A 21633-nucleotide genomic window follows, 5' to 3' on the forward strand; every position below is an offset into this window, starting at 1 on the left:
CTCTCAGGCAGAGAGACTGTCGCAGGCCGAGATCACGCGCGCGGCCGACGACGCTGCAAAAACCATCATATTGCGGGGGGGGAAGCGGATCACCTCGGAAGCGCTCATCGACGCTCTGAAGGAACGCCGGCAGGCGTCGCTGTTTGAGTAGCGACAGCACAGATCATAATGGCAGACGATTTTCCGCGCGACCGCGCCCATATCCACCTTCGCAACAACGGCATTCGGGAAGCCTATCGGCGGCCCAACCAACTTATACATGCACCGCCGCTGCCGGCGCGTGATCGGGCGTCGCATGCTGCGGCCTTGACGCAATCCATCGAACAAGCGGTCGAAAGTGCACGCCAGCAGATTGCGGCGCGTGACCCCCAGCTGTCGGTCGGCACGCCTGGCTTTTACCTCGCGATCGATCTGCCCATGTCCGGACGGGCGGCCCTCGACCAGTTGGCCGATCGTCGCCAGCACATGGAGCTGGTCGCCGTCCATGAGCCAACTCAACCCGGTGCTCCCATCACAGCGTCGGTGTTCCTGCCGCAAAGCGCGCAAGCCTATTATTTGCGGAAAGTCGAGGCGTATCGAGACGTTGATACTGACCGCGGCAGACCGCGCAACGAGCCGCTCGTCTCCCGCATGGAGACAGTCAGGCTGGCGACTGCACGATCGTTGTTTACCGACCACGACGACCTCTTCCCCCAGGCCGCTGACGAGCAGGTGTGGTGGGAAGTCTGGCTGCGCGACGGTCGCCGCGAGAACTTCGAGCACATTGCCGAAGCCCTGAACATCACTTTGCGCACGCATGCGGTTAGGTTTCCGGAGCGGGTGGTCATGCTGGCCCTCGCCAGCACGGCAATGCTCGACCGCATGATTGCGCACAGCGATGTCGTCGCCGAGCTGCGGCGCGCGAAGGATACGCCGTCCTTCTTCCTGGGCCTTGGCGGCGCGGAGCAAAGGGACTGGAGCGACGAGCTTCTCGGGCGCGTCAGACCGCCTCAATCCGATATTGCGGTCTGCATTCTCGACAGCGGCGTGCGTCGCACCCACCCGTTGATCGAACCCGCACTTGCCGTTTAAGACTGGCACACCGTCAAACCGGCATGGGGCAGCGACGACACACCTGCGTGGAGCGGCCACGGGACGCGAATGGCAGGTGTCGGCCTGTACGGTGATCTGGTCCCGCTCCTGGTCGGAGGCGATCCAGTTCCATTGCCCTTTCGGCTGGAGAGTGTTCGTATCCTTCCGCCAGAAGACGAGGCAAACGATCCAGAACTCTATGGCGCGATCACCGCGGAAGCGATCGCCCGCGCCGAGGTGCAGGCGCCGGAGCGCCGCCGCGCGATCGCAATGGCTGTGACAAGCGCCAGTCCGGCGCGTGGAAGGCCCACATCGTGGTCTGCCGCTATCGACCAACTCTGTTTCGAAGAGGAACAGCGACGCTTGATCGTTCTCTCTGCCGGCAACATCGGCGATGACCTCATGCCGGCCGAGCATTTGACGCGCAACGATCTGGAAGCAGTCGATGATCCTTCTCAGGCCTGGAATGCGCTGACGGTCGGCGCTTTCACAGAAAAGGTCGATATCATTGACACCGACTTTTCGGGCTACGCTCCGATCGCGCCGGTCGGCGAGCTCTCGCCGCGCAGTCGCACTTCGGTCGTTTGGGACAGGCAGTGGCCGGTGAAGCCCGAGGTCGTCTTCGAAGGCGGCAATCTCGCCCATGACGGTGTGTTGCCCGGCGAGCCGATCGACGATCTGCAGATATTGACCACTTTCTGTCGACCCGAACTGCGCCACTTCACCACCCTCGGAGATACGAGCGCGGCAACGGCCCATGCCGCACGGATGGCGGGACTAATTCTATCAGCGCGCCCCGAGCTGTGGCCTGAATCGGTTCGCGCCCTGATCGTCCACTCGGCCGAATGGACTCCGGCGATGCGCGCACGCATCGATGCGTGCAACGGAGCGAAGGGCGAGATCCAGGCGCTCGTGCGGCGCTATGGTTACGGCGTGCCAGATCTTGGGCGCGCGCTTCTGTCAACGGTGAACGACCTCACGCTTATCGTTGAAGATGAGCTTCAGCCTTTCCAGCGCGAGGGCGGCGCGGCTGCCAAAACGCGTGACATGAAGCTGCATCGCCTGCCTTGGCCGAAGGAGCAGCTCGCGGCGCTCGGCGCTGCCCAGGTCGAGCTCCGCGTCACGCTGTCCTATTTCATCGAACCCAACCCCGGTGAACGCGGATGGACCCGCCGGCATCGTTACGCGTCCCATGGTCTTCGGTTCAGAGTAAAGTCAGCGACCGAGACAGTCGACGAATTCCGAGCCCGCATCAATCAGGCCGCTCGGGACGAGGAGGAAGGGGCGCCTGCTGGAGGCGGAGAAGAGTGGCTGCTCGGCACCTTCCGCGATCGCGGCTCGTTGCACGCCGATTTCTGGTCGGGCAGCGCCGCCGATCTCGCCGAGCGTGACGCGATCGGCGTGTTCCCGGTCGGGGGCTGGTGGAAGGAGAAGCCTTACCTGGAACGCGTCGACGCTCTGGCTCGGTACGCCCTGATTGTGACGATTCGGGCGCCTGGGGTCGATGTTGACATCTTCACACCCGTCGAAGCAGCCCTGACTGTCGAGACGTCGGTCGAGACCTGATGCAGCACTGTCCAAACCGGCCAACAACGGAGGTTTGACCAGCCTCTGGTGCCATGGCGGCTGGTGCTGGATCATCACGTCGGCACGGGATCATGCGCGGAGGACGATAGGCCGGCAAAGGAGCGGGCCAAGCGTGTCATAATGGCGCCCATGGTCACGCCCACAAGCCGCGCCCCCTGCGTCTACGGAGAGGTGCGCGTCTGCTTAGGCGGCCGAGACATCGCTTACCTGATCAACGCGCTCCGTATTTGCGCCTGTAAGCGGCAATGAAATCGTCGTCGCTACAGATGCAGCGGCCGCTGGAGTCCTTGGCCTTCGGATCGTGCAAGTGAGAGCCAAGGGGGCGCAGAAGATTCACCCGAGTGCTCGTCGTCGGGCTCATGGGAAACCCCGCACTATGCTTGACCAAATCCGCGGCAAGCATAATCCCGGCAAGCACCGACTGAAAGGCCATCGGAACCACAGTTCGAACGCGGCGACTTCCTTCGCTAAGCTGGAACACCAGACCGCCGCAGATAGCCTGCTGATAAAAGGAGCGCAGGGGCTGGCCGACAAACGGGGCTAGCGGTTCAAACGGCACAGCCATCGCTGTAGCCACGCGAACTACAAAGTCGTTGGGAACTCCGGCATTTGTCTGCAGGAGCGTTTTCACCTGCTCGTGTGCTTCCGGTATTCCGAGTTCCTCGGCAATCAGCTGGTGCTCGTCCTTGGATTTTCCGGATGGCAGGTACATGCAACAAAGGCAAGCCTGGCCGTCATCGAAACCATGCCGGGAGATACCGAGATCGTGCTCCTGCATCCAAGCGTTTGCGATCCATCGCGGCAGTGCACCTTGGACAGCCAGACGGTCGGCGGCGGTGTCAAGCGCCACACCCACTTGGTCTAAGACCCAATTGCCCCGGCGCGCAACATATTCTGCCCACGTCAGAGGGTGCGCCTCGACCTCAAGGCCAGTCGATCTAAGGGCGGTGGCTGCAAGAACCGCCTTGGACATACCAATCTCCGCCTGGCCGGCCAATGCGTAGCGCTGCAGGTTTGAGAGTTCGATCGCTTCGTGATCGATTACATGCAGACGACCCTTGAGATCGGGTTGTCTCGCTAGCGCCCAAAGCGAGCCATGGCCTATCGCACCGAGCCCAACGAGGTGGGTTTCGCCAAGGTCGACTGGGAAGTCGATCGGGCCAGCCTCCCCGGCTTTGGTCTTGTCGTAGCTGCATAGCGAGAGGTCGATGGTTTCGTCCAACTCGGCGCCGGTCAACTGGGCGGCGAAGATAGTTCGAAAGACGTTGGCGGCGCCGAAGCAACTGGCGGCGCCAGCTCCAAAAGGCAGCAGACTTGGGCCAGAGCCCACCGGGTCCGTACGCGACAGCTTTGCCGCCCAACCGTCCGATCCCACGAAAAAGATCGGGCACCGGAGTGATGGGCGCGTTACCCCTGCAACGACGCAGACGGTGGCAGACTTGCCGGAACGCCGGATGCCGACTTTTGGATTGATCGACTTTGCCAAGCGCTCCAGCGCTTGGGCTTGAGAGCTCGCCGCGCTGTCCAGCGGGAGTATCGCCAGAACCGGGTAGAGCCTAGCGAGCAATCTCACCGCAAGATCTAGTGTCGCCTGGCCTTCGGCGCAGGAAGCGGCCTGATGGTCGAAGGCGACTGCCACGACCTGCTTTTCAAGAGCTGCTTTGAAGTCTCCCAGATGAAAATCGGCCAGGACCTGAGATGCCGCCGTGGCGGCACGATCGATGAAGTTAGCGAATGCCATTGTTCAACTCGATATCATGATCATTCGCGACAGTGCCGCGGGAGGGAGCGCATTCCATTTGGCCTTTTCGTCAAGCCGATAGGCGGCGACCCGAGCAAAATCGAAAGGCTCGCGGGCGAAATTCGGCACTACCAGCGACAGACACCCAACCGTGGTAGCAACCGCATAAGCGTCGTCCGTCGTCGAATGGTAGGCGCGGCCCGGATGGCTGTGAATCTGGGCCAAGAGTTTCAGGCCGCTTTTGTAGAGCCAGACATTGAGCCGGTGCAGTTCTTCGGCCGCAACGATCACGCAAACGCCATCGTTTGTCCGAATGTGACGCTGCGCCGGGATAACCGTCTCTGTTACGGCAAAGTGCCGGTCTTGCTGAACGCCGACCCAGAGCGCCATCCCCTCATTGCCTTCGCGACCAACTGAGCGCAGATGCCCATGCGTGGTCGAGATGCAGCCGCGCGGGAGAGTCACGATCGTTACATCTCTCAAACCAGTCATTCTTGTATCGCCTGAGGGGATACCACCATTCCTACGATTGCCGGTGGGAGTTGAATCTGCAACTGCTCTATAGGAATGATTCCGTACTTGATGATCTTGTCCAGGATGAAGGCCAAACAGCCTTCGCCAGAACCCCGATGAAGTAGCCATGGATCACCTGAATGGGCTGGATTGTCGTGGTATTCCCGGACGCCCGCCATGCACAGGAATGGTTCGTCCTCGGGACTGTTGGCCTGGATGAAGTCCGTCAGCGGCACGGCGTTCTGCTGGATGAGAGCTCCTATCATCTCCGGCGGCGTTCCGGGCAGCGGCGGACGTCTAAGCATTTTCAGGTATAGATCTTTCCGGGCAATCGGATGACGCGTAAACGGATCGACGAAGACCACGGACGGTGGTCTTAAGTCGTAGTCGGTGAAGTCGACCTCGCTCGCTGCGCTGATCACCCGTGGTTTTAACTTGAGGCTTGCGAAAATGAAGAAAGCGCGCGGAAAGGTCGCCTCGATCAAGAAGCAGCCCTGAGCCCGATAGACATCAGCATATGGCCGGAACCGGCCGATCTCCCGATCAAACTTCGCTCGGGAGACCTCCGGATCCACACTTTGGGGTTTAGGCACCTGCGACGCCCGCCTTCAGGCTGAGGAACAGGGTCACAGTATTCGGGAAACCGAAATCGCCAAGCTTCTTGTCGACGTCGAGCAAGTTGCCGGCCTCATCCTTCAATTCCCAATTCTCGGCTGGTTGGGCGACATTCTGCGTGTTCTCAAGGGCTTTGGTACGAATGACGTGAAGCGGCTGGTTGGGATTGGCTTCGACCTGCGTGGGCTGGCCGTTCACCACCATCGTGATCTCGATCTTGCCCGGCCCGCCGCCGTGATTATCGCCCTTACCCGAATCCTTCGACATTGTCCTACTCCTGTGGCTTGCCAACCGTCCCACGCCCTGGCGCCCACCTGCGAGTGAGACCGGCGGTCTTCAATCGTTCACCCGGCGCCACGGCCGCGAGTACGCGAAAGACAGGGGATAAGCTACCGAATCGGTGCTTGCCTTCTTTTATGGGTGACTTGAGCCGCAAGTAAATGGTCTCAAATTGCTCCTCACAACTATAATCGATTATAGCAATGCGAAAATATTGGCGACACGCCTATTCATCTGCTCTCTCACTCGCCTGCTCCGTGCTTGGCAAGGGGAGCTTTGACTGCGTCACGCGTCCCCCAATCCTGCAACGCATTCACCCGAGCCTGCGCGACACCAGCGCCCGCACCGGCCGTGATCCGCAGAACGAAACGCTGATCGTGGCGTTCTATCGCGAACTGGCGCTGCTGTTCTGGCTAGACGATTGCAACGACGTTGGCCTGATCGCGCCGGAGCAGCTCGCCGCCGTGGAGCAGGCGCTGGGGCACGGCGTACCGTGCGTTCTCTCCGGATTCGAGGGCTGCGCTCAGCTGCGCGCTTCGCTGGTGCTGGATCGGCGAACGGCGCCGGCCACGGTGGCCGCTGGCTGGGAGTACATCCATTTCGAACACTGCGCACTGCCCGAGTTGGACCTGACGCAGATCGACCTGCGCGCCTCGCTGCTGGGCAAGGCTATGCGCGCGCCGCTGCTGATCAGCTCTATGGCCGGCGGCATGCCACGGGCCGAGGCCATCAACCGGCATTTGAGCGAGGCAGCGCAAGCCTTGCGGATCGCCATGTGCGGTTCGCAGCGTGTGAGCCTGCAATCCCGTAACTCCCAGGGGCTAACGCGCGCGCTGCGCCGCCTGGCGCCAGACATTCCCTTGCTGGCCAATATCGGCGCCGCGCAACTGCGGGAGGCCGACGGCCTGGACCTGGCGCGTCGCGCGGTGGACGCGCTGGAGGCCGATGGGCTCATCGTCCATCTCAATCCGCTGCAGGAAGCGGTACAGCCGGGAGGGCGACCGCGACTGGCGCGGCGTCCTGGCGCTGATCGCTGGCGCCGCGCGCATCGTGGGCGTGCCGATCGTGGCCAAGGAAGTGGGGGCGGCCTGTCCGCCTCGGTGGCCTGTGCGCTCGTCGAGGCGGGCGTGGCGGTAATCGATGTCGCCGGCGCCGGCGGCACCAGTTGGGCCGCAGTGGAGGGCGAGCGCGCCCGCAATGCCGCCGACCGTGCAGTGGCGATGTCATTCGCCAATTGGGGGATTCCCACCCTGACCAGCGTGCAGGCGGTGCGTCGGGCGCTGCCAACGGTGAAGCTGATCGCGTCGGGCGGGATCCGCGATGGCGTCGACGTGGCCAAGGCCATCCGCCTGGGCGCGGACATCGCCGGGCAGGCGGCCAGCGTGCTGGGCGCGGCGACAGTGTCCACCGAGGCCGTTGTCGCGCATTTCGAGATCGTCATCCGCCAGTTGTTGGGTCACCATCAAACCAATTTGACGCCCCGGGACAATATCGTCCGGCATTGTCCGGTGTGCGACGATGTTGGGGATGCGACATAGGCGGATTGCCGTGTATTAAACCGCTTTTCCTTTGGCACGCATATTGCGCCCTATCGGTAAACCTCGTCATGGGCCGGCGGCAATCGCTCGGAGATTGTCGAAATAGCACAATCTGCCGGGGTGACATCCGGCCCGACTAGAGCAGGACCTTTCAGATGATGCAGAAAAGCAAGCGGCCATACTCGCGGGGAAATAGTCGCGTCAGGGCTGCATGGACGCTCTTTCCTGGTTGTTTCGGCGACGGACGCCAACTCTTCAATCGGCACCCGAACCAGTGCCTGGATGTCCAAGGAGCGCCCCTGTTGCGCGTGCCTGGCTGCACCCGCGTGCTGGCTCTCCTCCAAGGCGACGCTCGGCGCTGCTGCAGACCGGCGACGAGAACCCAACTTCAAAATTAGCATTCCGAAAACCGAAAGAAGTGAACAGGTATGTCCAGGATCGGCGCTTTGACGCGCGCGGCATGGCGATCGGCAACTCAGACGCTGGCCAAGGGTTCGAAAAGTTTACACCCGACGCTAGCGCCGGCCGATTTCAAGCGCGCACTTACGATCAACGATCGATATGGCGGGCTCACTGTCAATGTCCCCAAAATGCCTTTCTGGCTGACCGGGGGTGAAGCCTTCGTCTACCGCCGGACTAGCCACGGCGAGCAGCAGTTCATGCAGGTCGATGCTGCCACGGGTTTCAAGCGGCCCGCTTTCGATCAGGCGCGTCTGGCGGCAGCGCTAAACAAGGTGAGCCATGAGAGCTATCAAGCCGGCAATCTTCCGTTCGACCGTTTCGAACTGAGTGAGGATGGTCGCAGGCTCGACTTCCAGATTGAAGACACCCGGTGGAGCTGCGACCTTGCAAGCTATGACTGTACCAGCACCACATTCGATGCAAGGAAAGGGGACCGTAGGGAGCTCAGCCACCGCTACACGCCGCCAGCGGAGAACAACCCCGACAAGAGCAACGCGTCGCCCGACGGCAAATGGATCGCCTATATCAAGAACTGCAACGTTTTCCTGCGCAGCGAGGACGGATTGCAGGATGTTCCTCTGAGCCGGGACGGAGCCGAAGGCAATTGCTACGTCTTTTCGACGCTGAGCTGGTCGCCGGACTCGCGCCACCTCGCCGCTTACCTTGTTCGCCCCGGCTATAGGCGAGAGGTCCGCTACCTCAATTCATCGACGGACCAGTTGGAGCGGGAATATTCAACAATATTCTATCCCAGGCCGGGCGATGTCCTTCCGCTGCCCCAACCAGTCCTGTTCGACATTGCCGGCCGGCGCCAGATCGTGATTGACGGTGCCCTCTTCTCGAACGTCTTCGAACTTTCCCCTCTCCGGTGGTGGGCGGACAGCCGCGGCTTCACTTTCGAATATAACCAGCGCGGGCATCAGCTCTATCGCTTGGTCGAGGTAGACGCCGCCTCGGGCCGCGGGCGCTCCCTGATCGATGAGACCAGCGAGACATTCGTGGATTATTTGCCGCTGGGGCATGGCCAGGAGGATGCCGGAAAAATCTTCCGTTACGATGTCGATGACGGGAAGGAGATCATCTGGGCATCAGAGCGCGACGGGTATGAGCATTTGTATCTTTTCAACGGCCGGACAGGCGCGCTCGAAAACCAGATCACCCGAGGTGAGTGGGTCGTCCGGAGGGTCAACCATGTCGATCCGGTGAAGCGTCAGATCTGGTTCGAGGCGAGCGGGATGAACTCGCAGGAGGACCCCTATTGGGTCCATGCTTACCGCATCGGCTTTGACGGCAAGGGACTGACTGCACTGACGCCCGAACCGGCCAACCACCATATCGAGTTCTCGCCTGACAGGCGCTATTATGTCGATCTCTGGTCACGCATCGATCTGCCCCCGCGCATGGCACTCTACCGCGCCAGCGACAATGCCAAGCTCCAGCAGATCGAGACGGCCGACATTTCCGAGCTCGTCGCCGCAGGCTGGCAGCCGCCGCTCAGTTTCCATTCCAAGGGGCGCGACGGCAAAACTGACATCTGGGGTGTGCTCCACCTGCCAGCCAACTTCGACCCGACGAAGAAATACCCGGTTGTGGAGAATATCTATGCTGGACCCCACGGCTCCTTCGTCCCAAAATCCTTCTCGCGGTGGACAGAGCCGCTCACGCAGCTGGGCTTCGTCGTTGCTCAGATCGACGGCATGGGCACCAACAACCGCTCCCGCGCCTTCCATGATGTTGCTTGGAAGAATCTGAAGGACGCAGGATTTCCCGATCGCATTCTGTGGCACAAGGCGGCGGCCGCGCAATATCCATGGTACGACATATCCAACGTCGGCATTTTTGGCGCATCCGCCGGCGGCCAGAGTGCAGTCAGCGCGCTGCTCTTTCACCCCGATTTCTACAAGGTCGCCGTCGCCAAAAACGGCTGCTTCGACAACAGGATAGACAAGACCTGGTGGAATGAACTGTGGATGGGGTGGCCGGTCGGCATTGAATATTCGCAATCCTCCGCCGTTGACAATGCTCACAGGCTGCAGGGCAAGCTGATGATCGCGGTCGGCGAAATGGATGATAATGTCGATCCGTTTTGCTCGTTCCAGCTTGCCGATCGACTCATCAAGGCAGGAAAAGATTTTGACATTGTCTACGTTCCTGGTGCCAATCACCATACTCTAGGCACCTACACCGAGCGCAAACTCCTAGACTTCTTCGTTCGCAACATTCTCGGTCAGACCCCGCCCGACTGGAACAGCAAACCGATCGAGCTGGAGTAGCTTGTGGCTCTTGCAATTGTTAGCTCGCCTTATCGGCTGTAATCAGGGCGAGGCGCGAGCAAATCTGCACCGAAGGACGATCGTGGAGTCTAGGACTTGCGCTGCGTATTGAGGATAGGCTCGCCGCGACGTTGGTCTGAGCAAACTGCTTGATAGGCACGCCTGCAGACCGCGTGTGTGCGATTGCAAGATCCCCTATCAGCCTGGTGTGAAGCGTTCAGGGGAAAAGCCGCACCCAACGCCGCTTCCGCTCGCCGTAACGCTACGGCGGTGCGGCCCACCCGATCCGCTCGACGAGCATAGGAACACATAGGTCCCCGAACGGACGATTACCTTGGCAATAGAAGACCCTCGTCGGTCATCGCCGCTGTGGGTGGCAGCCCGTCGGTCTGGAGCTGCCACGATTCTCATCCTCGCGTCACATATGAGCTGAAGCTTTCCGGATCGGGTATCCAATCGGCATCCAGTTGCTCGGCGATATGGTTGAATTCTACCTCAGGACAAGAGTGAGTAGAGCAGCCCCGCTACGAAAATCCTATCCTGGTTCGTTTGACGCATCGACTATTCAGATTGATTGGCGTGATACCCGGCGCGGCCGCAACACGCTAGGCCGTCAACCGCTGAGCAGAAAACCAGCCTTCGCCTTCCGCGGCGGCGGACCTCGTCAGCCTTTCGAAAGCTTGCCTGAGTAGGTTGCTCATGTGATCTGTGGAAGTGAGGCTAGCGTGCACCCGTACAAACTGGACATTCATCGTAGCAGCTTGGCTGCAGGTGCAGCACGCCGTACCGCACGAGCAAGCGGACAAGCCGGCCAAGCCGGTTTTGAGCAGCACTTGGGCGAATTGCAGGCGGCGGATGAGTTGATGAGTGCACCAGGCGAGGATGTCCTCGTCAATGGCTCGCATGGCAAAGGTGAGTTGAGACCAACGAAGAGGCAGAGGATCCAAAGCAATCTGCAGCATGCTGTCACTGAGCGGCAACCAGGTCAGGTTGGTGACTCAGGCGCTCGCGCGATGATGCAACTCCCTGCCCATCAGGTGGGTACATCGGAACGGGAGGCGCAGCTCGCGATGCAGGGGGATGAGCACGAATACACCCCAGCGCCGCATCTCGATGGGTCGATGCCCTCGACAGTGCAGCCGGATCGTCCAATTGTGGCCCCCGACGGTGCCGACAAGCGTCCTGTTTATTCCAACGATGCCACCGCCATCGAAGGGCTGAAGTCTGCACTCCTTGCGGGTAAAGCCAGGCCGGACACGGTCACTCGCAGCGCAAATTCTCTTTTCGGCTTTAGTCGTTGGCTCTTTCAAAACAAAAAGCCAGGGTTTGCTGCTCGGCTTTACCATCCGTCGCTGAGCCAGGATCTCGAGGAGTACGAGAGTAGGGGTGGTTCCTCCACAGTGGCTGGCGCACTGCGTCAACTGATGAAGCCGATAGGCGGAGCCGCCCCGATTGTGGGTCGCGCTGTCCTGAACCCCCATCCTGACGACGCCGCGCTCACTAGACATTTCAGATCCGCGAGCGGCTACGCAACTGCTCTTAACCATTTCAGTCATTACCTACGTCAAAATGACAAGCTCGGGATTGCGGGCCGGATTTACGATGAATCGCTGGATAAAGATGTTGAGAGCTACAAGGCCGCCTCCTCTACTCGTGGAGCTCCGATCGAATCTGCACTGGTTTATATCCGCAAGCACCCGCCGCGCGTTATACTCGGGAGTCATCTGGAAAACGCGGTCAGCATGGAGGCTCGTCCCCGTGGCGACGCTGCTCAGCATACCGCACCACAGCAGGGATTCGATTGGCCAGAGGAGCTCCTGCCGGTAGGTTATAAGGAGGGCACCGATCTACCATTGTCTCTCGCCCCAACCGCGCACCAACACCAAGCACCCGACTTTGGAGAGGCCGTCCCTCACTTGAACTGGCGCCACGGCGACCAGGGCGCCCCGGAGGGGCTGGTAGCTGCACGGGACAGGAGCAGCCCGCTGCCAAGCGAGGCGGTGCCACATAAATCTGGACGGGGACTCGCTACGCAGCCCAGATTGTGGGCGGAGAAATCCGCCTCGCCAGAGCTCTTTCGACGGCGGGCGGAGCAGGCTCTGCCGGCGTCCGCCAGAGGTGTGGAGACATCCTCCGCGGTTGATGAAGCCGCCGCTCGCCAAGCTTTGGCTTGGTTGCAGCAGGAGATGGAGGGGATCGAACCGATGCAGGATCCTCATAAGGTGGCTACACCGGAATCTGAGGCGCAGCTCGTCAGGCAGAGGGATGAACACGAATCCACCCCAGCACCGCATCCCGGAGGTGGTGGTTCGATGTCCTCGACAGTGCAGCCGGATCGTCCAATTGTAGTCCCCAACGGTTCCGACAAGCGTCCTGTCTATTCCAACGATGCGACCGCTATCGAAGGGCTGAGGGCAGCATTCCACGCGGGTAAGGCCAGCGCGAACACGGTCACTTTCAATGTAAATTCTCTTTTCGGCTTTAGTCGGTGGCTCCTTCAAAACAACAAGCCAGGGTTTGCTGCTCGGCTTTACCATTCGTCGCTGGATCAGGATCTCAAGGAGTACGAGAGTACGGGTGGTTCCTCCACCGTGGCTGGCGCACTGCGTTACCTCAAGAAGTCGACAAGCGGAGCCCCGATTATGGGTCGCCCTCTCGTGATCCCCTATCCTGACGATGCCGAGCTCATTAGAGATTACAGAGCCGCTTCGACCAAGGAGTACCTGGCAGCGCCTGCGACCGGACGGAATCCAGATACCGTGGGCGGCTATACAAATTTTCTTAGACATTTTAGCCAGTATCTGCGTCAAAATAACAAGCCTGGGATTGCCGCTCGGATTCACGACAAATCGCTGGATAAAGATGTTGAGAGCTTCAAGGCTGTCTCCTATGGTAATAGACTAAGTATCGGTTCTGCATTGGCTCACCTCCGGGATATCCTGCCGCGCATTGTGCTCGGGCGCGAAACTGTCCTTGCTGCTCATCCGGCAGACGCAGTCACCAGGCGCGTTGGGGCCGCTGCTGAAGCTGGGCCAGCGGCACCGGCAAGAGCTCCCCAACCCGCCTCGCCAGCAACCGCTAAGCTGCCAGGCACCTACCGCGGCCTTCCACTGGTTGATGTGACCACACTGACGACCAGTTCCTCTGGGGCTCAGATCGGGGCGCTCGATCCGACAGCCCCGTCCAACGTTGCAACGGGGCGGGTGCTCGGCGCCGCCGAATGGCTGAGCGACGCCCATGTCCAGAGAGATTACAATTTGCTGGAGCGGCAACTGCAGGGGATCAATCCGGCGCTCGCTGCCCGGACTCGGCTGGTGGATCCTTCCGTATCCCATCTACTGCGACACACGTCGCCGCAAGACGCTCGAGGCATATTGCAGTCCATCTATAATCAAAACAACGCCACAGCCGACTTCCTGTTCTTGCCAGTGAATAATGGCACGGCTACTAGCCCCGGCACCCATTGGTCGCTGCTGCTCGTTGATCGCCGCGACCCCGAAAGGCGGTTCGCCTATCACTACGACTCCCTCCAGCGAGAGGGATATAACGACGTGCCTGCAAAACAGCTCGCAGGACTGCTGAATGCTACCTTGGCGCCAGCCCCCATGGCCAGACAGACGAACCATTATGATTGCGGCGTATTTGTCCTGGAGGGCACGTGGGCGCTGGTTGAACGATTGGTGAAAGGGCAGCGGCCAGACCACGAGCCGCTGCCCCTCGACAACCTCGTTGCCGATCGGCAGGCGCTGCAAGACCGGCTAAGGAGGCGCTTGCCGCACGAGGAAGAGCCGCGGCAGCTGTTGGAGGATGAACCCGCTTCCCCACCGATGATGGCGTTCGAGCCAGGGGAACTGCGGCAACTGTTGGAAGACGAGCCTGCCTCCCCACCAATGATGGCGTTCGAGCCAGGGGAACTGCGGCAACTGTTGAATGATGAGCCTGCCTCCACTTGGGCACAAATCAATTCGACCCCACATGCGCGAGCGGACGGTGTTCATCAGCCAGCCCAGGCGCCCTGGCTCCCTGAACGCAGAAGATAACTTTGCGGAGGAGCGGTCACGCACTGTCGGCGGCGCCGGGCCTCAGGGTGAATGGAGAGGATGGTGTCGCGTGAAGGCGCAACACGCGTGCTGACCGACCTGCATAGTAGGAAGTCGTTCATTGCTCCCAAATCGTATGTGAGGAACATTCCTGTCCCGGCTGCACCGCGCGATGCTAGGTCGCGTTGTTCAGCGGGCCAAGCCGATGACACCTACGAAGCTACTGATCGGGCAGATCGCCGTTGTGTGCGCAATTGTCATTATCGGCGTATGGACGGCAACCCAATGGTGCGCTCAAATGCTGACCTACCAGACGCCTCTCGGCGCACCATGGTTTCTCTTCGCCGGCTGGCCAATCTACAAGCCGTGGAAGCTGTTTGAATGGTGGTTCCACTTCGATGCTTATGCGCCGGAGGTCTTCGACAAAGCCGGTACGCTTGCAGGCGCCAGCGGATTCCTGGGCTGTGCCGCCGCAATCGCAGGCTCGCTTTTGCGCGCGCGACAGCGCGGGTCGGTTACGACCTATGGGTCTTCACGGTGGGCCACGACTCATGAGGTCGAGACGGCAGGGTTGTTACGGCCGGCGGGCGTTTTCCTCGGTAGGCTGAACGATCGCTATCTGCGCCATGACGGCCCGGAGCACGTCATGGCATTTGCGCCGACGCGTTCGGGCAAGGGCGTGGGGCTGGTTGTTCCAACGCTACTTTCCTGGACCGGGTCTGCCATCATTCATGATATAAAAGGCGAAAATTGGCAGTTGACCTCCGGCTGGCGGTCGAAATTCTCGTACTGCCTTCTGTTCAATCCGACCGACCCGAGATCGGCACGCTACAACCCGCTGCTGGAGGTGCGCAAAGGCCCAGATGAGATCCGGGACGTTCAAAACATCGCCGACATCCTCGTCGATCCCGAGGGCGCGCTGGAGCGACGGAATCACTGGGAGAAGACCAGCCATTCACTCCTAGTTGGCGCCATTTTGCACGTGCTCTACGCTGAAGAGGACAAGACGCTAGCCCGCGTCGCCACCTTCCTGTCGGACCCGCAACGCTCGTTTGCCGCAACGCTACGGCGGATGATGACGACAAACCATCTCGGGACGGGGCATAACCCTCAGGTCCATCCCGTAGTGGCCTCGGCGGCTCGCGAACTCCTGAACAAGTCGGAAAACGAGCGCTCAGGCGTCCTCTCGACCGCCATGTCCTTTCTTGGGCTTTATCGTGATCCAACGGTCGCGGCGGCCACTTCGTCCTGCGACTGGCGCATCGCTGACCTAGTGGATGGAGAGCGACCGCTGTCGCTCTATCTGGTCGTGCCGCCTTCGGATATCTCGCGCACCAAGCCTTTGGTGCGACTGATCTTGAACCAGATCGGCAGGCGGTTGACGGAGCGTCTGGAGGGGGACCCGAAGAAGAGCCGTAAGCATCAGCTGCTCATGATGCTGGACGAGTTTCCGGCGCTCGGTCGCCTCGACTTCTTCGAAACGGCGCTCGCCTTCATGGCAGGTTATGGCATTCGCTCCTATCTGATCGCACAATCTTTGAACCAGGTTTCAAAGGCCTATGGCGAGAACAATGCTATTCTCGACAATTGCCACGTGCGAATTGCCTTTTCCTCCAATGACGAACGCACGGCCAAGCGCATCTCGGATGCCCTCGGCACCGCAACCGAACTTAGGTCGATGCGCAACTATGCGGGCCATCGGCTTGCGCCCTGGCTTTCACATGTCATGGTGAGCCGCCAGGAAACCGCGCGCCCGCTCCTGACGCCAGGCGAGGTGATGCAATTGCCGCCGTCAGACGAATTGGTCCTGGTTTCTGGGTTGCCGCCGATCCGCGCCAAGAAGCTGCGCTATTATCAGGATCAGAATTTCACAGATCGGGTGCTGCCTGCGCCGGTGCTGCACGACGGACCCTATGCGGACTGCCCTGCATCACGCCCGGACGGCTGGACTGGACAAGTGTGCAGCGTCGATAGCCGACTTGCTGCGGACGAGGAAAGCGCCGACGCGCCAGTTGAAGACGAGGGAGGCGTTCAGCAGCAACGCCATCCAAGCCTGCCCGAAGAAGACGTTGTTGTCTCTCAAGAGCCCGATCAGGCCGATCTGTACAAGCCCGCAGACGATGACAGCGAAGCGCTCGCGGACAAGCGTGTCATGGATCGGATTTCCACTGCGGCCCGCGCCTACGGTATCAACGAGGGCAGGGGCGACGATGTCATTCCCGGCTTCTGAAGTCCGCTGAGTTGCAGAGCGCACCTCAGCGTAGATAACGGCCATAAGCAATTTTGAGCGTCTGGCCGATGCTTCTCCCGTCGCCGGCGCAACGCCGGGCCGTCGGAACGAGCCGCATGAAGCCGCACCGCATTCGCCATCAGTTTCTGCTTGAGCCGGAGCTCAGCGAGAAACTGGACAACCTCAGTCGCGATCCGTCAACGACCAAATCAGCGATCGTGGCGAAGGCGATCGAGGCGTTCATCGAGCGGCGTGGCGAGAGCGAGTTCGATCGGCGCTACGGCGTAAGGCTTGACCGGCTCTCCCGCGATCTTGCCCACGTCAGGCGCGATTCCGAGGTGATCCTGGAGAGCCTGGCGCTCTTCATCCGCTTTTCGATCACCCTTCACGCCCACACGCCGGTCCCGGATCGGGCAACGCAGGCTATTGCCCAAGAGCGTTTCGAGAAATTCGTTGAGAAGGTCGGCCGCCAGATCGCTTCCGGCAAAAAGTCGCTTAGCAAAGACAATGGTGGGGGAGGGGAAGGATGAGCTCTCATCCCGAGGCCGACCACCGGCGGCGTGTCATGCTGCGCACCGCCATGGGTCCGGCAATCACCGAAGCCCTGGCCGATCCGTCCGTCATCGAGGTGATGGTCAATCCCGACGGCGCGCTGCGACTCGACCGGTTAGGCGAAGGTCGGGTCGATACCGACGTTCACATGCACCCGTCCGAGGCAGAACGTATCATCCGCCTGGTTGCTTCGCACGTGCGCGCCGAGGCGCACGCCGACAACCCGATCGTCAGTGCCGAATTGCCGTCTGGCGAACGCTTCGAAGGCCTGCTGCCACCTGTGGTGTTGGCGCCATGTTTTGCCATCCGCAAGCCCGCCGCGAAAGTCTACACCCTGGCCGACTATGTTGCCGAACGCATCATGCTGCCGCTGCAGGCCGATGCGCTGAAAAAGGCCGTCCGCGAGCGGCGCAACATGCTGATCGCCGGCGGCACTTCCTCGGGGAAGACAACACTCGCCAACGCTCTGCTGGCTGAAGTCGCCGAATGCGACGATCGGGTGATCCTGATCGAGGACACACGCGAACTGCAGTGCGCGGCCAGGGACTGCGTTGCCCTGAGAACAAGGCGGGGCTCGGTCACCCTTGCCGATCTCGTGCGCTCGACGCTGAGGCTCAGGCCGGACCGCATCATCGTGGGCGAGGTGAGGGGCGCGGAAGCGCTCGACATGCTGAAGGCATGGAACACCGGGCACCCAGGCGGCATCGCTACCGTACACGCCAATTCCGCGCGCTCGGCTCTCTATCGCATTGAGCAACTCGCCCAGGAAGCGGTGGTCACCGTTCCCCGCCGGCTCATCGCTGAGGCGATAGATCTGATCGTCTTCATAGCGGGACGCGGCTCGTCGCGCCACATCGACGCAATCGCCGAGGTCACCGGTCTCGACGGCAGCGGCGATTACGCCGTTGCCCCGCTCACGCTTTCGCAACTCCAGCAGCTTTGAAAGGCCTTCCTCATGCGCAAGAAGCTTCGCTTTCTTTCGTCCACAGCGCTCGCGTTTCTTAACACGGCCCCGGTTTATGCCGCCGGCTCCGGCATGCCGTGGGAGCAGCCGCTGCAGCAGATCCTGGAGTCCGTGCAGGGACCGGTCGCCAAGATCGTTGCGGTGATCATCATTATCACCACCGGCCTGACGCTTGCCTTCGGCGACACCGCCGGTGGTTTTCGGCGCCTGATTCAGATCGTCTTCGGTCTGTCAATCGCCTTCGCGGCATCGAGCTTCTTCCTCTCCTTCTTCTCCTTCGGTGGTGGGGCGCTCGTCTGATGGCCGCCGGGGAGCAGCATATCGAGGGCTTCGCAGTACCGGTCCACCGGGCGCTGACCGAGCCGATCCTGCTCGGCGGGGCTCCGCGCGCGGTGGCGATCCTCAACGGTACAGTGGCCGCGGCCATTGGCTTCGGCTTGCAGCAATGGATTGCTGGTCTGGTGCTTTGGATCGCAGGCCACTCGTTAGCGGTGTTTGCCGCAAGACGCGATCCGGACTTCGCCAGCGTGCTTGTGCGCCACCTACGTCTGAAGGGGTGGCTTGCATGCTGAACCTTTCGGAATATCGAAGCAAAGCCGACCGGCTTGCCGACCATCTACCCTGGGCTGCCTTGGTGGCGCCCGGCATCGTGCTCAACAAGGACGGCAGCTTTCAGCGGACGTTGCGGTTCCGCGGCCCGGATCTCGAAAGTGCGACGGAGGCTGAACTCGTCGGCATTTGCGCCCGGGCGAACAATGCTCTCAGACGCCTTGGCTCTGGCTGGGCATTGTTCTTTGAGGCCGAGCGCACAGAAGCGCTGGGCTATCCGAACTCGCATTTTCCTGACGCCGCGTCGTGGCTGGTCGACGAAGAACGCCGCGCTGCTTTCGAGGGGAAGGTAGCGCACTACGAGAGCCGCTATCATCTGACCTTGGTGTTTATGCCACCGCCGGACGCCCAGGCGCGCGCAGAAAGCGCGCTCGTCGACTCTCATTATTCCCGAGGAGAAAGAGACTGGCGCCAGGATCTGGCGAGGTTCCGTGACGAGACCAACCGCGTGCTCGATCTCTTCTCGGGTTTCATGTCCGAAGTACGCGTCCTCGATGATGCTCAGACGTTGACCTACCTCCACGGCACGATTTCGCCTCGTCGCCATCCTATCATGGCCCCGGAAACGCCGATATATCTGGATGCAATCCTGGTCGATGCGCCGCTTACCGGTGGCCTGGAGCCGATGCTGGGTGAGCAGCATCTTCGCACACTGACCATCCTCGGCTTTCCGAACCTCACCCGGCCCGGAATCCTCGATACCCTCAATCATCAGGATTTCGCCTATCGCTGGATGACGCGCTTCATTCCGCTCGAGAAAACGGAAGCCACGAAGACGCTGACGCGATTGCGCCGGCAGTGGTTTGCCAAGCGCAAATCGATCGTGGCAATCCTACGCGAGGTCATTACCAACGAGCCGGTCCCGCTTGTCGATAACGATGCCGACAACAAGGCGCTCGATGCCGACGAAGCCCTTCAGGCATTGGGCGGTGATCATGTGAGTTTCGGCTATCTCACCACCACCGTGACGGTGTGGGGCGAGGATCGCCAAGCCGCTGCAGAGAAGCTTCGCGCGGTCGAGCGCATCATCAATGGGCTCGGCTTCACCACGATCCGAGAAGGCGTCAATGCGGTCGAGGCTTGGCTCGGCTCATTGCCTGGCCATGTCTACGCTAACGTTCGCCAACCGCTCGTTCATACATTGAACCTTGCCCATCTCATGCCGCTGTCGTCGGTTTGGGCCGGTCCTGCGACAAACGAGCATCTCGCGAAAGTCACCCAAACCGAAGCGCCACCGCTTTTCGTTGCCGAGACCAGTGGGTCGACACCGTTTCGGCTTTCCACCCACGTCGAAGATGTCGGCCACATGCTGGTTGTTGGTCCGACCGGCGCCGGCAAGTCGGTTCTGCTTGCTCTGATTGCTCTGCAGTTCAGGCGCTATGCCGGCGCCCAGGTTTATGTCTTCGACAAAGGCAATTCGGCCCGTGCTGCAACACTTGCCATGGGTGGAGAACACCACGCGCTAGGAGCGGACGGTTCCCTTGCCTTTCAGCCACTGCGCAGCATCAACGACCAGGCTAGCCGAAGCTGGGCGGCCGAATGGATCGCCAGCCTTGTTGCCCACGAGAACGTCACCGTCACGCCGGAGGTGAAGGAGGCTATTTGGTCAGCGCTGGCCAGCCTTGCCACCGCGCCGGCGCAGGAACGCACACTGACCGGTCTTTCGGTCCTGCTTCAATCCAATGCGCTGAAGACCGCATTGATGCCCTACACGCTCGACGGTCCCTTCGGCCGCCTGCTCGATGCCGATCATGATGGGCTGGCCTTGTCGGATGTGCAGTGTTTCGAGACCGAGGAGTTAATGCACAGCCAAGGCGCTTTGCTGCCGGTGCTTACCTATCTGTTCCAGCGACTTGAGGAACGGTTCGACGGACGGCCCACGCTGATCATGCTCGACGAGGCGTGGGTCTATCTCGACAATCCGCTGTTCGCCGCCCGCATCCGCGAATGGCTGAAGGTGCTGCGAAAGAAGAACGTGTCGGTTGTCTTCGCTACGCAGTCGCTGGCTGATATCGCGGGCTCTGGCATAGCGCCGGCAATCATCGAAAGCTGCCCGCAGCGCATTTTCCTTCCCAATGATCGTGCCGTGGAACCCCAGGCGCGCACAGCCTACGAGCGCTTCGGTTTAAGCGAGCGGCAGATCGAATTGATCGCCCGCGCCACGCCGAAGCGTCAGTATTATCTGCAATCGCGCCGCGGCAACCGTCTGTTCGAGCTCGAGCTTGGCCCCATCGCTCTTGCGCTTTGCGGTGCTTCCGATCCGGCCACGCAGACTCTGATCGACAGGATCATGTCCGAAGACGGGCAAGGCAGCTTTGCCTCGCAGTTCCTGATCGCGCGCGGCCTCGATTGGGCCGGCGAACTTCTCAAGCAATTCCCTCAACCAGACAAGGAGCAATTCTCATGATGCGGCGACGCCTTCTCTCCGGCCTGATCACCGTTTCCCTGATCGCCAAGCCTATGGCCGACTATGTGCAGCCCGCGTACGCCCTTATCGTGTTCGATCCGTCCAATTATGCGCAGAACGTGCTGACGGCCGCGCGCGCATTGGAGCAGATCAACAACCAAATCCAGTCGCTGCAGAATCAGGCGACCATGCTGCAGAACATGGCGCGCAATCTTCAGCGTCTGGATTTCTCTTCCGTTGGCCAACTCACCGGTTCGCTCCATCGCATCGACGGCTTGATGGACCAGGCGAGTGGCCTCAGCTTTGATCTGGGCAAGCTTCAAGACCAGTGGCGCAGCCAATATCCGGAAAGCTACGACGCCACGATCAAAGTCAGCGATGTGGCGAGTGCTGCGCGGGAGCGTTGGCAAACCGCCATGCAGGCGTTCCGCCAGACCATGGGTGTCCAGTCGCAAATCGTCGAGAACGTCCGCGCCGACGGCGATCTGCTCGCCGATCTCGTCAACCGCAGCCAAGGGGCGGCCGGTGCGCTTCAGGCAAGCCAGGCCACCAACCAGCTGATGGCGCTTTCGACAAAACAGCAGATGCAGATCCAGACGCTGCTCGCAACGCAGTTTCGAGCTGAGGCCGAGGATGCCGCCCGCAAGGCCCAGTCAGACGAAGCCGCCCGCGAGATGACGAAGCGGTTCTTGGGTACCGGCTCGGCTTATCCCGGCAATTAATCACGAGTTCATCACGACGAGAAAGGCAGC

13 protein-coding genes and 3 pseudogenes are annotated in these 21633 nt (G+C 61.0%); 12 read left to right on the forward strand and 4 right to left on the reverse strand.

All coding sequences use genetic code 11. From position 1 onward, the window contains the following. Positions 1 to 168: 168 nt before the first annotated feature. Positions 169 to 2637, forward strand: a pseudogene (locus EOA29_RS01205) (S8 family peptidase). 232 nt (positions 2638 to 2869) lie between these two features. Here the strand turns inward: EOA29_RS01205 and EOA29_RS01210 are convergent. From EOA29_RS01210 to EOA29_RS01225, 4 genes are read right to left on the reverse strand one after another with little or no spacing between them, the layout of a single operon-like run. Next, a complete protein-coding gene (locus EOA29_RS01210) occupies positions 2870 to 4399 on the reverse strand; it encodes an E2 ligase fold family C protein (RefSeq protein WP_126057776.1) in 1530 nt (509 codons plus the stop codon). A gap of 3 nt (positions 4400 to 4402) precedes the next feature. Further along, positions 4403 to 4891, reverse strand: a complete 489-nt coding sequence (locus EOA29_RS01215) for a Mov34/MPN/PAD-1 family protein (protein WP_126057777.1) — start codon at positions 4889 to 4891, stop codon at positions 4403 to 4405. Continuing rightward, positions 4888 to 5505: a putative metal-binding protein gene (locus EOA29_RS01220; RefSeq protein WP_126057778.1), complete on the reverse strand. Its 618-nt coding sequence runs from the start codon at positions 5503 to 5505 to the stop codon at positions 4888 to 4890. The genes EOA29_RS01215 and EOA29_RS01220 overlap by 4 nt, the downstream gene beginning before the upstream one ends. Then, positions 5498 to 5794: a DUF2604 domain-containing protein gene (locus tag EOA29_RS01225; protein WP_126057779.1), complete on the reverse strand. Its 297-nt coding sequence runs from the start codon at positions 5792 to 5794 to the stop codon at positions 5498 to 5500. The genes EOA29_RS01220 and EOA29_RS01225 overlap by 8 nt, the downstream gene beginning before the upstream one ends. 311 nt (positions 5795 to 6105) lie before the next feature. On the opposite strand from EOA29_RS01225, the pseudogene EOA29_RS42135 reads away from it, so the two are divergent. From EOA29_RS42135 to trbJ, 11 genes and pseudogenes are all read left to right on the forward strand, one after another. After that, positions 6106 to 6345: pseudogene (locus EOA29_RS42135) on the forward strand (hypothetical protein); the annotation flags it as partial. Continuing rightward, positions 6334 to 7257: pseudogene (gene fni, locus EOA29_RS01230) on the forward strand (type 2 isopentenyl-diphosphate Delta-isomerase); the annotation flags it as partial. The pseudogenes EOA29_RS42135 and fni, both read left to right, overlap by 12 nt. Before the next feature lie 515 nt (positions 7258 to 7772). Continuing rightward, complete coding sequence (locus tag EOA29_RS01235; RefSeq protein ID WP_126080685.1) at positions 7773 to 10079, forward strand: S9 family peptidase; 2307 nt, start codon at positions 7773 to 7775, stop codon at positions 10077 to 10079. A 725-nt stretch (positions 10080 to 10804) separates the two neighbouring features. Continuing rightward, complete coding sequence (locus tag EOA29_RS01240; RefSeq protein ID WP_245468329.1) at positions 10805 to 14119, forward strand: Ulp1 family isopeptidase; 3315 nt, start codon at positions 10805 to 10807, stop codon at positions 14117 to 14119. Between the two features lie 205 nt (positions 14120 to 14324). Beyond that, on the forward strand, positions 14325 to 16349 hold the full coding sequence (locus tag EOA29_RS01245; RefSeq protein ID WP_024502848.1) for a conjugal transfer protein TraG: 2025 nt from the start codon (positions 14325 to 14327) through the stop codon (positions 16347 to 16349). Between the two features lie 116 nt (positions 16350 to 16465). Continuing rightward, positions 16466 to 16879, forward strand: a complete 414-nt coding sequence (locus EOA29_RS01250) for a CopG family transcriptional regulator (RefSeq protein ID WP_095488561.1) — start codon at positions 16466 to 16468, stop codon at positions 16877 to 16879. Next, the gene (trbB, locus tag EOA29_RS01255) at positions 16876 to 17844 is read left to right on the forward strand and encodes a P-type conjugative transfer ATPase TrbB (protein ID WP_024502850.1); all 969 of its coding nucleotides are present in this window, start codon (positions 16876 to 16878) and stop codon (positions 17842 to 17844) included. The genes EOA29_RS01250 and trbB overlap by 4 nt, the downstream gene beginning before the upstream one ends. Positions 17845 to 17856: 12 nt before the next feature. Then, complete coding sequence (locus tag EOA29_RS01260; protein WP_126057781.1) at positions 17857 to 18165, forward strand: TrbC/VirB2 family protein; 309 nt, start codon at positions 17857 to 17859, stop codon at positions 18163 to 18165. Continuing rightward, positions 18165 to 18437, forward strand: coding sequence for a VirB3 family type IV secretion system protein (locus tag EOA29_RS01265; protein ID WP_024502852.1), 273 nt, complete (start codon positions 18165 to 18167; stop codon positions 18435 to 18437). The genes EOA29_RS01260 and EOA29_RS01265 overlap by 1 nt, the downstream gene beginning before the upstream one ends. Further along, on the forward strand, positions 18431 to 20881 hold the full coding sequence (gene trbE / locus EOA29_RS01270; RefSeq protein ID WP_126057782.1) for a conjugal transfer protein TrbE: 2451 nt from the start codon (positions 18431 to 18433) through the stop codon (positions 20879 to 20881). Before EOA29_RS01265 ends, trbE begins: the two co-directional genes overlap by 7 nt. Then, positions 20878 to 21603: a P-type conjugative transfer protein TrbJ gene (trbJ, locus tag EOA29_RS01275; protein WP_024502854.1), complete on the forward strand. Its 726-nt coding sequence runs from the start codon at positions 20878 to 20880 to the stop codon at positions 21601 to 21603. Before trbE ends, trbJ begins: the two co-directional genes overlap by 4 nt. The last annotated feature ends 30 nt before the right edge of the window (positions 21604 to 21633 follow it).

Source organism: Mesorhizobium sp. M1E.F.Ca.ET.063.01.1.1 (assembly GCF_003998155.1).
GTDB lineage: Bacteria > Pseudomonadota > Alphaproteobacteria > Rhizobiales > Rhizobiaceae > Mesorhizobium.

Bases quoted from the DNA above. Each gene is read 5' to 3' on its own strand.
- trbJ (WP_024502854.1), top strand. From the start codon at position 20,878: ATGATGCGGCGACGCCTTCTCTCCGGCCTGATCACCGTTTCCCTGATC.
- EOA29_RS01210 (WP_126057776.1), bottom strand. From the start codon at position 4,399: ATGGCATTCGCTAACTTCATCGATCGTGCCGCCACGGCGGCATCTCAG.
- trbE (WP_126057782.1), top strand. From the start codon at position 18,431: ATGCTGAACCTTTCGGAATATCGAAGCAAAGCCGACCGGCTTGCCGAC.
- EOA29_RS01235 (WP_126080685.1), top strand. From the start codon at position 7,773: ATGTCCAGGATCGGCGCTTTGACGCGCGCGGCATGGCGATCGGCAACT.
- EOA29_RS01215 (WP_126057777.1), bottom strand. From the start codon at position 4,891: ATGACTGGTTTGAGAGATGTAACGATCGTGACTCTCCCGCGCGGCTGC.
- EOA29_RS01225 (WP_126057779.1), bottom strand. From the start codon at position 5,794: ATGTCGAAGGATTCGGGTAAGGGCGATAATCACGGCGGCGGGCCGGGC.
- EOA29_RS01245 (WP_024502848.1), top strand. From the start codon at position 14,325: ATGACACCTACGAAGCTACTGATCGGGCAGATCGCCGTTGTGTGCGCA.
- trbB (WP_024502850.1), top strand. From the start codon at position 16,876: ATGAGCTCTCATCCCGAGGCCGACCACCGGCGGCGTGTCATGCTGCGC.
- EOA29_RS01260 (WP_126057781.1), top strand. From the start codon at position 17,857: ATGCGCAAGAAGCTTCGCTTTCTTTCGTCCACAGCGCTCGCGTTTCTT.
- EOA29_RS01250 (WP_095488561.1), top strand. From the start codon at position 16,466: ATGAAGCCGCACCGCATTCGCCATCAGTTTCTGCTTGAGCCGGAGCTC.
- EOA29_RS01265 (WP_024502852.1), top strand. From the start codon at position 18,165: ATGGCCGCCGGGGAGCAGCATATCGAGGGCTTCGCAGTACCGGTCCAC.